Genomic DNA, 13,822 nt, shown 5'->3' on the forward strand with positions numbered 1-13,822 from the left:
CGCGGCTCAGGCGCCGCACATGGCGACCCGGTTGCGGCCGCGCGCCTTGGCGTCGTACAGCGCCTGATCGGCCGCCTTGATGACCTGCGTGACGTCGCCGTCGTGATCCGGCGTCCAGCTCGCGGAGCCGATGCTCGCCGTAACCCGCCCGTATTCGCTGCCCGAATGCTCGATGGCGAGTTCGCTGATCGCGTGGCGGATTTTCTCGGCAATCGCGCAGGCGCCTTCCAGCAGCGTATCGGGCAGCACGACGATAAATTCCTCGCCGCCATAGCGGGCGGCGGTATCGGCGGGGCGGCGGATGTTCTGGTCGATGCAGCGCGCCACGGCGGCGAGCGCGTCGTCGCCGGCCTGATGGCCGTACTTGTCGTTATAGGCCTTGAACCGGTCGATATCGACAAAGAGCAGCGAGAACACGCTGCGCGCGCGCCGGGCGCGCCGCCATTCCTGTTCGAGGATTTCGCCGAGCGTGCGGCGATTGTTCAGCCCCGTGAGGCTGTCGGTGCGAGCGAGCAACTGCAGTTCGGACTCGGCGCGCATTCTGCGCCGCAACTGCGTGGCGAGCACGAACGAGAGCGCGACGAAACCGACGGCGAAGGTGCCCATGAGCGTGCCGATGGTCAGCGCACGCCGCCGCCACGCGGCGTAGATATCGGGTTCGGCTTCCGCCACCATGATGATGAGCGGCTGGCGCGGGAAATTGCGGAAGAAATACAGGCGGCGTACGCCGTCGATCGACGACGTGTCCGAGAAACTGCCTTCTTTCGCGGCCAGAAACTGGCGGAACGTACTCGCGCCGCTGATGTTGCGTCCCACGACCGAGGCGTCGTAGGGCTGGCGCATGATCATGGTGCCGTCTTGCGAGATCAGCGAAATCGCCCCATGCCGGCCGAGCGAAAGCCCCGCGAACAACTGGTGAAAATACTCCAGGTTAATGGCGATCATGACGATGCCGGCGAACGAGCCGTCGGCATGCGAAAGCCTGCGGCTCAGCGCAATGCTCGGCTCGCCGTTGCGCAGGCGCGAACGATACGGAGTGCTGACGTAAAGCCCGGCATGGGGATTGTCGCGCTGAACCGTGAAGTAGTCGCGGTCCGCGAAGTTCGCGTTCAGCGGCGCGCCGGTGGCCGAATTCATGATCACGTTGCCCGCTTCGTCGAGCACCAGCATCGAGCCCAGATATTCCGCGGTAATGGCGTGGTCGAACAGCAACTGGCTGCGCAGTTGCACGGGCAACGCCATGACGTCGGCGCGGGCGATGCCGTCGACCACGGCTTGCAGCGAAAGCGCGTAAAGCTCGAAGTTGCGCTCGATGTCGCGCTCGGCCACGAGCGCCACGTTGCGCGAGTTTTCCCTCGCGCGCTCCAGGGCGTCGTGGCGGCTTTCGTAAAGCACCGTCGCGCATAGCGAGGCCATGATGAACGCGACCGCGAGGCTGCCGTAAAAAACGGCGCGCGGCCCGGTGAGCCATTTGAGCAGATTAACGCTGTTGAACGCTGGCCGCATGGCTCGCTTCCAGGTAGGACTGCGCGCTCGCGGCGTCCACGGGGCGTGAGAACCAGTAGCCCTGCGCCTCGTTGCAGCCGTTCTCTATCAGGAATTCCAGTTGCCGCAGCGTTTCCACGCCCTCCGCCACCACGCGCATGCCGAGCGTATGGCCCAGCGCGAGCACGGCTTTCACGATGACCTCATCCGCGCGCGAGTGGCCGATGCCCCTCACGAACGACATGTCGAGCTTGAGGCGATCGGGCATGAAGCTGCGAATGTAGCCAAGGCTCGAATAGCCCGAACCGAAATCGTCGATGGCGACCGAAAGGCCCATCTCGCGAAGCGCGCGCAGCGTGGCGAGCGAACGGGGCGCCATGAGCACGCCCTCGGTGATTTCCAGCTCGATATTGCGCGGATTCACGCCCGTGCGCGCGAGCGTCTGCGCCATCATCGCGGGCAAATCCGCGCGCATGAACTGGACCGGCGATACGTTCACCGAAACGACGATGTCGGGATACTGGCGCGCCCATTCGCGGGCCTGGCGGCACGCCTGCTCGAAAACGAACTCGCCGATCTGCACGATCAGGCCGTTTTCCTCGGCGAGCGGAATGAACAGCGCGGGGCTGACGTGGCCGCGCTCCGGGTCGTGCCAGCGAACGAGCGCCTCGAAGCCCCTCGTCTCGCCGGTCGTGGGGTTGACTCTCGCCTGCCACGCCACGGCAAACGCGCGCGACGCCACGGCCAGGCGCAACGCCTGCGCAAGGCTCGCGCGCTCCAGGTTCTGTCTCGCGATGGCCATGTCGAACACCTGCATGCTGCCGGGTCCGAGCGACTTGGCGCGGTACATGGCGGAGTCGGCGTACTTGAGCAGCGAGTCGGGGTCGCCCGAATGATCGGGGAACACCGCGAGTCCCACACAGGCCAGCGGCACGATGACCTTGTTGCCGATCAGCAGGCCATGTGTCAAGGATTCCTGCATTCTTGCCGCGGCGGCGACGAAGTTGCCCACGTCGCCTCGCCCGTACAGCACCGCGACGAATTCGTCGCCCGCATATCGGGAAACGATTTCGCCTTGCGCGATAGTCGCGGAAAGGCGGCGCGCGACTTCGCACAGCACTTCGTCGCCGGCGGTATGGCCGAGCGAGTCGTTGACCTCCTTGAAGTTGTCGAGGTCGATGAACACCAGGGCGAACCTGCACTGTTCTTCGAGCGCCGTGCGCACCAGTTCGCGCAAGCGCGCCTTGAGGCCGAGCCGGTTCGGCAAGTGCGTGAGCGAGTCCTCGTTCGCTTGCAGGCGCAATTGCTCCTGGTAGCGGATGCGCTCGGAAACGTCGTTGAACACGGTCACGCAATGCGTGGGGCAGTTCCGCTCGTCGAGCACGGGCGCGACGTGCAGTTCGATCCAGTAAGGCGCGCCGTCGGGCCGGTAGCACTTGAGCAGGCCCTCGCCCTCGCGCTCGGATTGCATGGCACGCCGAATGAGGTCGGCGTCGGGCGACGGTGCGTCGCAATCGAGCATGCTCCAATGTTCGGCGCCGCCGGCGCTCGCCACCGTTCGCCCCGTAATGCGCTCGAACGCGGCATTGGCGTACGTGATAACGCTCTCGCCGCCGATCTTTTGCGAAATGATCACGGCGTTTCTCGAAGCCTCCAGCGCGCGGCTGCGAATGCGCAGATGCTCTCGCGCCTGTTCGTGCGCCGTAACGTCGTGCGCGGTGATGAAGCACGCGTCGCGGCCCGCGTAGTCCAGCATATGCCATGCGATATCGACATGGATCACCTCGCCGCCAAGGCACACGTGGCGGCGCACGCCGCCCGCGCCGCTTTGGGCGCCGGATTTGACGTAGCCGTGCAGGTCGCGGCGGAACACGGCGGTTTCAGCCGGCGGACAAAGCTGCTCGATCGACATGCCCTTGAGCTGCTGCAGGCTCGCGCCGTATTGACGCTGGGCCGCGGCGTTGGCGGTGAGAATCGTACAGGAATCCACATCGAATATGAGCATCGCGACCGGATGCTGTTCGAAGTACTCGCGAAACCGCCGTTCGGCTTCCAGCGCGACGATCTTCACCGCGCTGCGCGAAAGCGCCGCGCGGTGGCTCGTGAAAAGCGTGAAGAGCAGCAGCAGCGCGCCGGCTGTCGCGGTGCCGATCAGCGAGATTTTTTGCCGCGCAAGTTGCGCCTGCGCGCCGAACTGCACGATCTTGATCTGCTCGCGCTGCCCGGAGCGCAACTCGGTGAGCAGCGACATGATCGAACTGAGCGTTTCGTTCGCGCGCTGCATCAGCGCGGGTTCGAGTTTCGCGCCCGCGTCGGCGAGCGCGATATTGCGCGCGGCGGCGTCGAGTTGCTCCGGCCATATGGCGCTTAACTGCCGCAACTGGCGGATCGCGCGCTCGTTGTGCGGCGCGCCCGCGAAGTCGTGTTCGAGCCGGTCGTAAATGCCGGCGACCGCCGCGGCCCGCTTGATCGGCCACGCGCGCGACGTGTAGCCCGCCGTGCCCACGCCTTTGAGGAAGTCGGTGTTCGCCGCGATATGCAGCGTGAGCAGCGTTTCGAGTTCCGACGTGATGTTCAGTTCATGGCGCAGCCGCGAGTCGGCCGTTCCGCGCGAAAGGTTCGCGCTCAGCATCGCGCCGATGGCCACGCATACGATCAGCGCAACGGCCAGCGCAACGGCGACGCCTTTGCCGGGCGCGCGGGACGGCGGTTGTGGTTGGGATGTTGTTTCAGCTACGTTCATCGCCGCGCAACGCGATTCGACACATCGCCGCTCGCGCCGCGTTGCTCGGCGGGAGTGGGCAGGTTAGGGGTGAAGGCACCGGATTCAGCGCGGGCGGCAGGCAGAGGGGCCATGAAGTTCCATGCATGCGGACAGCGAAGGCACGGGCGAGTCGGGAATCGGACGCTACTGTCTGAATAACGGGCGTTCGGCACGCCGCTTTGATCGGTGTTTTTACCTAGACGCCTGGATCCTGGGATTGTTGCGCGGCGAGCGGCGCGTGAATCCGGACCGCATTCGGCGCCCGTGCTTCAATATGCCGATGGCGTGAAGGGATCGCGCGCGATCCGCTGTTTTTGCCCCAGTACTCTTTCGAGGGAATCACATGAAGAAACTCGTCAACGACCCGTCGTTCGTGGTGCGCGAAATGCTGGAGGGCATCGCGCGCACCGCGCCGCATGTCGCCGTGCTCGGCGACGAAAACGTGCTGGTTCGCAACCCGCTGCCGAACCCGCCCGAGCGCGGCGTCGCCGTGATTTCGGGCGGCGGCAGCGGACACGAGCCCGCGCATGGCGGCTACGTGGGCCACGGCATGCTTAGCGCGGCCGTGTGCGGCGAAGTCTTCACGTCGCCCTCGACCGACGCCGTGCTTGCCGCGATCCGCGCGAGCGCGGGCCCGAACGGCGCGCTGCTCATCGTGAAGAACTACACGGGCGACCGGCTCAACTTCGGTCTGGCGGCCGAACTGGCGCGCGCCGAGGGCATTCCGGTCGAAATCGTCATCGTGGCCGACGACGTGTCGCTGCGCGGCCATACGGAGCGCAACCAGCGGCGCGGCATCGCGGGGACGGTGCTCGTGCACAAGATCGCGGGCGCGGCGGCGGCGCGCGGCGATGCGCTGGGCGTCGTGGCCGCGATTGCTCGCGGCGTGGCCGACAATCTCGGCACGATGGGCGTGGCGCTCGACGGCTGCACGCTGCCCGGCGCGGAAAAAGCCGGCTTTCATCTGGCCGACAACGAGATCGAACTCGGCATGGGCATTCACGGCGAGAAGGGCGTGGAACGCACGGAGCCGATGGCGGCGGCCGAATTGACGGAAACGCTGCTCGCCAACATCGCCGAAGACCTCGCGCTGAAAAGCGACGAGCGCGTGGCGCTGCTCGTGAACGGGCTGGGCGCGACGCCTGAGATGGAACTGGCGATCATCATGCGCGATGCATTCGAGAGCCTGAATCGCCGTCATGTGATGGTGGAACGCGCGTGGACGGGCACGTTTCTCTCCGCGCTGAACATGCCTGGCTGTTCGATCTCCGTGCTGCGGCTCGACGACGCCAGACTCGCGCTGCTCGACGCCGAAACCGAAGCGCGCGCATGGCCCGGCGTCGGCGCGGTGAACCGGCGCATTCGCACCGAGCCAGCGTTTTCCGCAGCGGCCAGGCGCGCTGAGACGAACGCGGCGGCAACGGACGCGGCGAGCGTTGCATGGACGCGGCGTCTGAAGCCCGCGTTCGATGCCGTTGCGCACGCATTGATCGAGAACGAAGCGCTGTTCACCGACCTCGATTCCCGAGCCGGCGACGGCGATCTGGGCGCGAGCATGCATCGCGCGGCGCAGGCCATGCTCGCGGTGCCGCCAGGCGCGCTCGGTTCGCCTGGCAGCGCGCTCGCGGCGCTCGGCACGGCGTTGCGCCGCGCGATAGCGGGCAGTTCCGGGCCGTTCTACGCCACGGCGCTGCTGCGCGCCTCGCGCACGCTGGGCGAAAACGCGCAGCCCGGCGCGACGGAATGGGCGGCCGCCCTGCGCGGCGCAGCCGATGCGATCAGCGAGTTTGGCGGCGCGAAGCCGGGCGACCGAACGATGCTCGATGCGCTCGTCCCCGCTGTCGATGCGCTGGAAAACGCGCTGAAGTCGGCGCTCCCCGTGAGCGAGGCGTGGGCGCAGGCGGTGAGCGCCGCGGAGTCCGGCGCGAAACACACGGCGCAGATGACGCCGCGCGCGGGCCGCGCAAGCTATCTGGGTGCGCGCGCGATCGGCACGCCCGACGGCGGCGCGGCGGTCGTGGCGTGCTGGCTCAAGGCGCTGCAGCCGCATATCGGCGCGGGCTGAGGCGGGCGCGTCAGCGCGCCGCACTTCATCTCGAAATCATTCGATATGGCGCGCGGCGTGGTCTGCCTATCCTGATACCTGTCCTGCAACCCCAGGTGTCCGGAGAACCGTCATGAGCCCGCTTTCCTCGCTGATCGACCATTCGCAACTCATCAACCGCGTTCAAACGCTGTACTCGTTCGCGCCCGCCGAAGAAACGGTCGCAGCCGACGCCCACGTGGCGGCGGACAACGAACGCTCGAAGCAGATGCGCGCGCTCGTCACGGCGGCGCTACTTTTTGTGCCGTTTCTCGCTGGCTATGTTGCTTTGGTCCACACGCATTAACCGGGCCGAAGCTACGAGCAATAACCGGTGCGAAGCGCCGTTTCCCAGTCGGGCCGGCCATTGGCGGCAGCGAGCGCGGCGGCGGCGTGCCAGTCGTACTCCACGGCGCGAAACTCCACCTCCCAGCCGCGCGAGCTTCGCGTGACGCTCGCGTAGCGCGCATGGGGCGTCCCCATTTCCATGCGATGCGCAAAAGGGTGCGTATCCTCGTACGCGGGCAGGCCGACACTGCCCGGGTTCACGATGAAGCGGCCGTCCGCGAGCTGCATCGAACGCGCGAGATGCGTGTGGCCGCACAGTATCAACGTCGCCTCGATCTCGGCGGCGCGGCGTCTGACCTCGCCGTGCGTCGCCGTCCGGCATCCGTCTGCGGTGACGGTTTCGAGGAAATAGGAGAGGTCGTCCTGCGGCGTGCCGTGCACGAGCAGCACGTCGCTGTCGAGCCATAGCGTGGGCGGCAACGCCCTGACCCACGCGAGATGTTCTTCCCTCAGCGCTTCGCGCGCGAAGCGGTCCGACGGCCCCATGCGAGTGCAATCCGCGCCAAGAAGCTGTCTTTCGTGATTGCCGCGTATCGTGGGCAAGCCGAGCTGCATCAAGCGCTCCGCCGTTTGCACCGGATAAAGCGGGCCAGAAAGGATGTCGCCCAGATTGACGATCACATCCGCCCCTTGCCGCTCGATATCGTCGAGCACCGCTTCGAGAGCGGGTAAATTGCCGTGAATGTCGGAAAGCGCCGCGATTTTCATGGTGCGAACGGAGGCTGGCCGCGAAAGTCGTGAATTGGGCGATTCTGGACGAATCGCCGCCCGGTGTCCACGACCGATCGTTCGTGTTTGCGTTTTGGGTCGATTGCCTTGCATTATTGACAGATCAGTCCATAAATCTTATTCTCGCCTCATGGTTAGACCACGAGAATTCGATCGGGACGAGGCACTGGGGCGCGCGCTGCGTGTGTTCTGGGCGAAAGGCTATGCCTCGACGTCCACCGAGGACTTGCTTGCCGCAATGAATATCGGGCGGCAGAGCCTCTATAACGCGTTCGGCGACAAGCGCAAGCTTTACCTCGAAGCGCTGGCGCGCTATCAAACCGAAAGCACGGCGGGGCATATCGAGCGCCTGAATAAGGGCGCCTCGCCGCTGGGCGGTGTCGAGGCGCTGTTGCTGGGCCTCGTGGCCGACGATCAAGACGAACGCGCGCTTGGCTGCATGGGCGTGGGGGCGATGAGCGAATTCGGCGCCGCGGACCCTGAACTCGTCGCGCTGCGCAACAAGGTCGCCCCGCGTCTTTCGAAGCGCCTTATTGAACGTATTCGCGAAGGCCAGGCGTGCGGCGAAATCGACACGAACCTCGACGCGCGCCAGGCCGCCGCGTTCGTGCAGATGACCATGCAGGGCATTCAACTCGCGGCGCGCGCCGGGAGCGATGCGAAGAGCCTGCGCGCACTGGCGCGCTTTGCCATCGACCGCTTCAAGGCGCGCTGATCCGAACCGGTAGCCATCGAACCGCGCAAGCCGTATTCGCGCGGTTTATTTTTCGCTTGGTTATGGACTGATCAATCAAAAAAGGAGAGGCAGATGGAAGCATCGCGCACACTCGAAGGAAAAACAGCGATCGTATTCGGCGGCTCGCGGGGCATTGGCGCGGCGGCGGCACGACGTCTCGCGCAGGAAGGCGCCGACGTCGCGCTGACGTACGTTTCGACGCCGCAGCGCGCGGCAGAAACCGTCGCCGCAATTGAAGCCACGGGCCGCGCGGGCCTCGCCATTCACGCGGACAGCGCCGATCCGGCCGCGATTCGCGCTGCCGTTTCCCAGGCAGTGGAACGATTCGGAAAGCTGAATATTGCCGTGATCAACGCGGGCATTCTCAAGCTCGGCGACATCGCGACGGTGAGCGTCGAAGATCTCGATCGCATGCTCGGCATCAACGTGCGCGGCGTGTTTCTCGCCATTCAGGCCGCCGCCGCGCAAATAGGCGACGGCGGACGCATCGTCACGATCGGCAGCAATACGGCGGTGAGGAGCGGCCATCGCGGTTCGAGCGTGTACTCGATGACGAAGGCCGCCGTGGCGGTCATGGTGAAGGGCGCGGCCCTGGACCTCGCGAGCCGCGGCATTACGGTGAACAACATCCAGCCAGGACCGACGATCACCGACATGACCGCCGGGCACGTCGAGGCGATCAAGCCGCTCATTCCGCTCGGGCGCGCGGCGGACCCGGACGAGATCGCGGGGCTCGTTGCGTGGCTCGCGCGCAGGGAATCGGGTTATATGACGGGGTCAAGCCTCACCATTGACGGAGGCATGGCGCTGTGAGATTCATCTGCGCTGGCGGGCAATGGCCGCCAGCGCCGCTTCGCGATGCGGGTCAGCGATTTACCTGAACTTGCCCGCGCGTTGCGCAGCCTCGGGCAACTGCCGCGTTTCGCGCACCGAGCGCGGGTGCCACAAACGCGCGCCGCCTTCGATGCCGCGATCGTTGGGCACGGTCGCCACGTTCGGCGGCAAATCGAACTTGAGGCGCGCCGCGTTGCCGCCGCCTATCCACAGCTTGTCGTAGTGCACGAGCGATTCGAGTATGCCGATGACCTTCTCGACGCGCGCGTTCCAGCGCTTGTTTCCGCACTTGCTGCGCGCGGCGTCGCCGATGTACTCGTCGTAAGCGTGCTTCTTGCTGACCGGATGATGCGCGAGTTCGAGGTGCGGCATCAGTTCGCCGTCGCGGAACATGGCCGTGCCGACGCCGGTGCCGAGCGTCATCACGAATTCCAGGCCTTGTCCTTCGATGGCGGCGAGGCCCTGCATTTCCGCGTCGTTGATCATGCGTACCGCTGCAATGCCCAGGCGCTCGCCCAGCATCTGCGCGAGCGGCACGTCGTTCCAGCCTTCGGGTCCGATATGCGGCGCCGTGAGCACGCGATTGTTGCGCACGAAACCAGGAAAGCCGATCGAAACGTGCGTTGACGGGTACTGCTTGAGCAGCGGCTCGACGAGCTTTGCGAGCGTATCCACGAGCAGGGCGGGCGGGCACGGATGCGGCGTCGCCACGCGCACGCGCTCCGTGCGCATGGTGCAGTTCGCATCGACGATCGCTGCCTTCAGGCCCGTTCCGCCTATGTCGATGGCGAGGATGTTGTCGATGTCCTGCGAGGCTTGCGTCACGCCTGCCGCGCCCTTTGCTGCGCCTTTTGCTGCGCCTTTTACTGCGCTTTTCACGGCGCTTTTCTTCACCGCTTTTTCGATTCTGGCCATACGTTCTCCTTGGCTTTCGCGTTCACTTCTTGTTCGTTTGCGGCTGGGCGAGGGGGCGCCAGGCGCGGCCGTCGCGCGCGAGCAGGGCGTCGGCCTGGGGCGGGCCTTCGCTGCCCGCGGCGTAGTCGTGCACGGGAAGCGCCGCGTCGCCCTCCGGATGCAGCACGCCATCCACCGCCGACCATGCCGCCTCAATGCCGTCGGCGCGTTGAAAGAGCGTCTGGTCGCCGAGCATGCAGTCGTAGAGCAGCGTTTCGTAGCCCACGTTGGCGTGTTCCGCGAAGAAGTCATCGTAATCGAACGACGAATGCACCGGGCCGATCTGCACGACAGGCCCCGGTGTCTTCACGTTGAAATCGAAGGTCGTGCCATGCGACGGGTCGATACGCAGCGTGAGCACGTTGGGCGTGAGCGTCTCGACCGGCGTGTCGCGAAATAGCAGAAACGGCACGCTCTTCAACTGCACCGAAATCTCCGTGCGCCGCGCCGCGAGCCGCTTGCCGGTACGCAGATAAAACGGCACGCCCGCCCAGCGCCAGTTGTCGATGTGCACGCGCGCGGCCGCGTAGGTTTCGGTGCGGCTGTCTTTCTCCACGTCGGGCTCGTCGCGGTAGCCCACGCCCGCCGGACCTTTTGCGTATTGCCCGAACACCACGTCGTCGGGAGTGAGCGGCTTGAGCGCTTCGAAGATTTCGGCCTTCTTGTTGCGTACCGCTTCGGCGTCGAACGAATTGGGCGGCTCCATGGCGACCATGCCGAGCAATTGAAAGAGGTGGTTGGGCACCATGTCGCGAAACGCGCCCGTCTGCTCGTAGAACTTGCCGCGGCCTTCCACGCCGATGACTTCGGAAGCCGTGATCTGCACGCTGTCGATGTACTCGCGCCGCCAGACAGGTTCGAACATGGCGTTGGCGAAACGCAGCGCGAGAATGCTCTGCACCGTGTCCTTGCCGAGGAAATGGTCGATGCGATAGACCTGCGACTCCTTCGCGAAGCCCAGCACGTGCTGGTTCAGGTCGCGCGCCGAAGCGAGATCGGCGCCGAAGGGCTTTTCGATCACCACGCGGCGGAACGGGCCGTTGCTGTCGCTGCCCTCGTCGAGCAAACCGGCCTTGCCGAGATGCTCGATAATCGGCTTGAAGAAGCGCGCGCCCACGGCGAGATAGAACACGACGTTGCCGCGCGACTGTCCGTTCAGTTGCTGCGCGAGACGCTGGTACGCGCTGTCGTCCTCGAATTCGCCGGCCATGTAGGTGAGTCGCTGCGCGACCCAGTCCCACGCGTGGTCGTCGAGCTTGCCGGCGTGGAAGGTGCTCGCCTTGTCGGCGGCGAATTTTTGCAGCGCGGCGTGCAGATCGTCGGCCCAGGCTTTCGTTTCGCGCTCGCCGTGATTCACGCCGATGATCTTCATGCCGTCGTCGAGCAGACGGTCGACGGCGAGGTTGTAAAGCGCGGGCATCAAAAGGCGCTGGGTCAAGTCGCCGCCCGCGCCGAAAATGACGAGCGTGCAGGGCGGCGCGGGATGCTTGCCCGCGGGCGAGGCGGGGGCGCCGGGCGCGGCCGGCGCGCCTTGCGGATGCGCGGGCACTTTGGCGCTGGCAGGCGCGCGGGAAGCTTCGTTGGCAGAATCGGGCGGGGTCTGGTTTGTCGACATGATTTCGCTTCAGTGGACCGAAATGAGCACAGCAAGCAAATCCGATACCTTGACTGACCCAGTTTGCGCGCATTGAGTTCAATCCGTTATTTGAAGGCGTTTTGTAATAACGCGCGAGCAGTCGAACGTATTCAGCAGTACCCTTGGCGGCAACGGCGATTTCACGAACGCGAACCGAAACGAGGATAGCGGCCATGTCCGAAAAGAATGCCCCGAACGAAAACGATTCCCCCGATGCGCAGGGCATGCGCGGCGGGCTCACGAATTACGGCGACACGGACTTTTCGCTCTTCCTTCGCAAGGCTTTCATCAAGGGCGCCGGCTATACCGACGACGCGCTGCAGCGCCCCGTAATCGGCATCACGAATACGGGCAGCGCGTACAACCCGTGCCACGGCAACGTGCCTCAACTGCTCGAAGCGCTCAAGCGCGGCATTCTGCTGGCGGGCGGGTTGCCGATGGAATTCCCGACCATTTCCATCCACGAAAGCTTTTCGCAGCCGACCAGCATGTTCATGCGAAACCTCATGTCGATGGATACGGAGGAAATGATTCGCGCGCAGCCCATGGACGCGGTCGTGCTGATCGGCGGCTGCGACAAGACGGTGCCCGCGCAGTTGATGGGCGCGGCATCGGCGGGCATTCCCGCCATTCAGCTCATTACGGGGTCGATGGTGACGGGCGCGCATCGCGGCGAGCGCGTCGGCGCGTGTACGGATTGTCGCCGCTATTGGGGCAAATTTCGCGCGGGCGAAGCGACGCTCGAGGAGATCGCCGAGGTGAACGACCGGCTCGTCCCGAGCGTGGGCACCTGTGCCGTCATGGGCACGGCCAGTACGATGGCTTGCGTGGCCGAAGCCATGGGCATGACGATGCCGGGCGGCGCGTCGCCGCCCGCCGTGACCTCGGATCGCATGCGCGTGGCCGAGCAGACAGGCGCGCAGGCCGTGGAGATGGCCGCACGCCGTCTCACCATCGACCGCGTGCTTAGCGCCGAGTCGTTCGAGAACGGCTTGCGCGTGCTGCTCGCCATTGGGGGTTCGACGAACGGCATCGTGCATCTGGCCGCCATTGCGGGGCGCATGGGCTTCGACATCGACCTGGACGCGGTGGACCGCATGGGTCGCGAAACCCCGGTGCTGCTCAACCTGAAGCCCTCCGGCGAGCACTACATGGAGGACTTTCATCGAGCGGGCGGCATGGCCACGCTGCTTCACGAACTGAAGCCCCTGCTTCATCTCGACGCCATGACCGTGACCGGGCGCACGCTGGGCGAGGAAATGGAGCGCGCCGGGCCGCGCTTCGCGCAAGACGTGGTGAAACCGCTCAGCGCGCCCGTTTACCCGCAAGGCGGGCTTGCCGTTCTGCGCGGCAATCTTGCGCCGGGCGGCGCGGTCATCAAACAATCGGCGGCATCCGCGGCGCTGATGGAGCACGAGGGCCGTGCGGTCGTGTTCGAGGACGCCGGCGATATGGCAGAGCGCATCGATTCCGACGACCTCGACGTGAACGCCGACGACGTCATCGTCCTCAAGCGCATCGGGCCGAAAGGCGCGCCGGGCATGCCAGAAGCGGGCTATATCCCGATCCCCAAGAAGCTCGCGCGCGCCGGGGTGAAAGACATGGTGCGGATTTCGGATGGGCGGATGAGCGGCACCGCATTCGGGACAATCGTGCTGCACGTCACGCCGGAAGCCGCCATAGGCGGGCCGCTTGCGCATGTCCGCAACGGCGACCGTGTCCGCCTGAGCGTGGCGAACCGCGAGATCGCCTTGCTCGTGGACGACGAAGAACTGCGGCGCCGGGCGCAGGCGAACCCCGTGACCGAGCCCACGGCAAGCCGCGGCTATCACAAGCTCTTTCTGGACACCGTGACCCAGGCGGACAAGGGCGCCGACTTCGATTTCCTCAGGGCGGCCGAATCGCGCGGCGCGGTGCCGAGGAAGTAGCGCCTTGCCCGACTCCCTTTTTCCGGTATAATGAAATGCCTGTTCGGAATATCGAACAGGCGCAGTAAAGCAAAACCAAGCAAAGCAAAGCAAAACCAAGCAAAGCAAAACCAAGCAAAGCAAAACCAAGCAAAGCAAAACCAAGCAAAGCAAAACCAAGCAAAGCAAAACCAAGCAAAGCAAAACCAAGCATCCAGAGTCGGACTGACCGACGCCAACCTGCCCTCCCGGGCAAGGTGGAAGCCCTTGAGGCGATGCGGCCGATTTACGGCAACGAAACGGGAGCGGCGTAGCTGGCACCGGTTCGATCAACCTTCATCCGGAG

General features: G+C 65.4%; 11 protein-coding genes and 1 riboswitch. Of the genes, 5 read left to right on the plus strand and 6 right to left on the minus strand.

Going from position 1 to position 13,822, the window contains the following annotated elements; genetic code table 11:
- Positions 1-6: 6 nt before the first annotated feature.
- Together U5768_RS01830 and U5768_RS01835 are read right to left on the minus strand one after the other, a co-directional pair.
- A complete protein-coding gene (locus tag U5768_RS01830; protein WP_322028671.1) occupies positions 7-1,506 on the minus strand; it encodes a diguanylate cyclase in 1,500 nt (499 codons plus the stop codon).
- A complete protein-coding gene (locus U5768_RS01835; RefSeq protein WP_322028672.1) occupies positions 1,481-4,228 on the minus strand; it encodes a putative bifunctional diguanylate cyclase/phosphodiesterase in 2,748 nt (915 codons plus the stop codon). The genes U5768_RS01830 and U5768_RS01835 overlap by 26 nt, the downstream gene beginning before the upstream one ends.
- Before the next feature lie 364 nt (positions 4,229-4,592).
- Here U5768_RS01835 and U5768_RS01840 point away from each other — a divergent pair, with 364 nt between their 5' ends.
- Both U5768_RS01840 and U5768_RS01845 read left to right on the plus strand, forming a co-directional pair.
- Entirely contained in the window at positions 4,593-6,314 is a 1,722-nt protein-coding gene (locus U5768_RS01840) for a dihydroxyacetone kinase family protein (RefSeq protein ID WP_322028673.1), read from the plus strand.
- 112 nt (positions 6,315-6,426) lie between these two features.
- Positions 6,427-6,639 carry a hypothetical protein gene (locus U5768_RS01845; RefSeq protein ID WP_322028674.1) on the plus strand — a complete coding sequence of 71 codons (213 nt, stop codon included), beginning with the start codon at positions 6,427-6,429 and terminating at the stop codon, positions 6,637-6,639.
- Between the two features lie 11 nt (positions 6,640-6,650).
- Here the strand turns inward: U5768_RS01845 and U5768_RS01850 are convergent, their stop codons facing one another.
- Complete coding sequence (locus U5768_RS01850; RefSeq protein ID WP_322028675.1) at positions 6,651-7,388, minus strand: metallophosphoesterase family protein; 738 nt, start codon at positions 7,386-7,388, stop codon at positions 6,651-6,653.
- Positions 7,389-7,539: 151 nt separating this feature from the next.
- Between U5768_RS01850 and U5768_RS01855 the strand changes: the two genes are divergently transcribed.
- Together U5768_RS01855 and U5768_RS01860 are read left to right on the plus strand one after the other, a co-directional pair.
- Positions 7,540-8,124 carry a TetR/AcrR family transcriptional regulator gene (locus U5768_RS01855; protein WP_322028676.1) on the plus strand — a complete coding sequence of 195 codons (585 nt, stop codon included), beginning with the start codon at positions 7,540-7,542 and terminating at the stop codon, positions 8,122-8,124.
- Between the two features lie 93 nt (positions 8,125-8,217).
- The gene (locus U5768_RS01860) at positions 8,218-8,958 is read left to right on the plus strand and encodes an SDR family NAD(P)-dependent oxidoreductase (RefSeq protein WP_322028677.1); all 741 of its coding nucleotides are present in this window, start codon (positions 8,218-8,220) and stop codon (positions 8,956-8,958) included.
- A 60-nt stretch (positions 8,959-9,018) separates the two neighbouring features.
- Here U5768_RS01860 and U5768_RS01865 read toward each other — a convergent pair whose 3' ends face one another.
- Together U5768_RS01865 and zwf are read right to left on the minus strand one after the other, a co-directional pair.
- On the minus strand, positions 9,019-9,894 hold the full coding sequence (locus tag U5768_RS01865) for an ROK family protein (RefSeq protein WP_322028678.1): 876 nt from the start codon (positions 9,892-9,894) through the stop codon (positions 9,019-9,021).
- Between the two features lie 22 nt (positions 9,895-9,916).
- Positions 9,917-11,548 carry a glucose-6-phosphate dehydrogenase gene (gene zwf, locus U5768_RS01870; protein WP_322028679.1) on the minus strand — a complete coding sequence of 544 codons (1,632 nt, stop codon included), beginning with the start codon at positions 11,546-11,548 and terminating at the stop codon, positions 9,917-9,919.
- Positions 11,549-11,742: 194 nt separating this feature from the next.
- On the opposite strand from zwf, the gene U5768_RS01875 reads away from it, so the two are divergent.
- Positions 11,743-13,497, plus strand: a complete 1,755-nt coding sequence (locus tag U5768_RS01875) for an IlvD/Edd family dehydratase (protein WP_322028680.1) — start codon at positions 11,743-11,745, stop codon at positions 13,495-13,497.
- Here the strand turns inward: U5768_RS01875 and U5768_RS01880 are convergent.
- Complete coding sequence (locus tag U5768_RS01880) at positions 13,457-13,690, minus strand: hypothetical protein (protein WP_322028681.1); 234 nt, start codon at positions 13,688-13,690, stop codon at positions 13,457-13,459. The two genes, U5768_RS01875 and U5768_RS01880, sit on opposite strands and share 41 nt — an antisense overlap.
- Positions 13,682-13,785, plus strand: a riboswitch (SAM-I-IV-variant riboswitch). It overlaps the preceding gene by 9 nt.
- Positions 13,786-13,822 lie beyond the last annotated feature (37 nt).

Source organism: Paraburkholderia sp. J76, from assembly GCF_905220295.1.
Classification (GTDB): Bacteria; Pseudomonadota; Gammaproteobacteria; order Burkholderiales; family Burkholderiaceae; genus Paraburkholderia.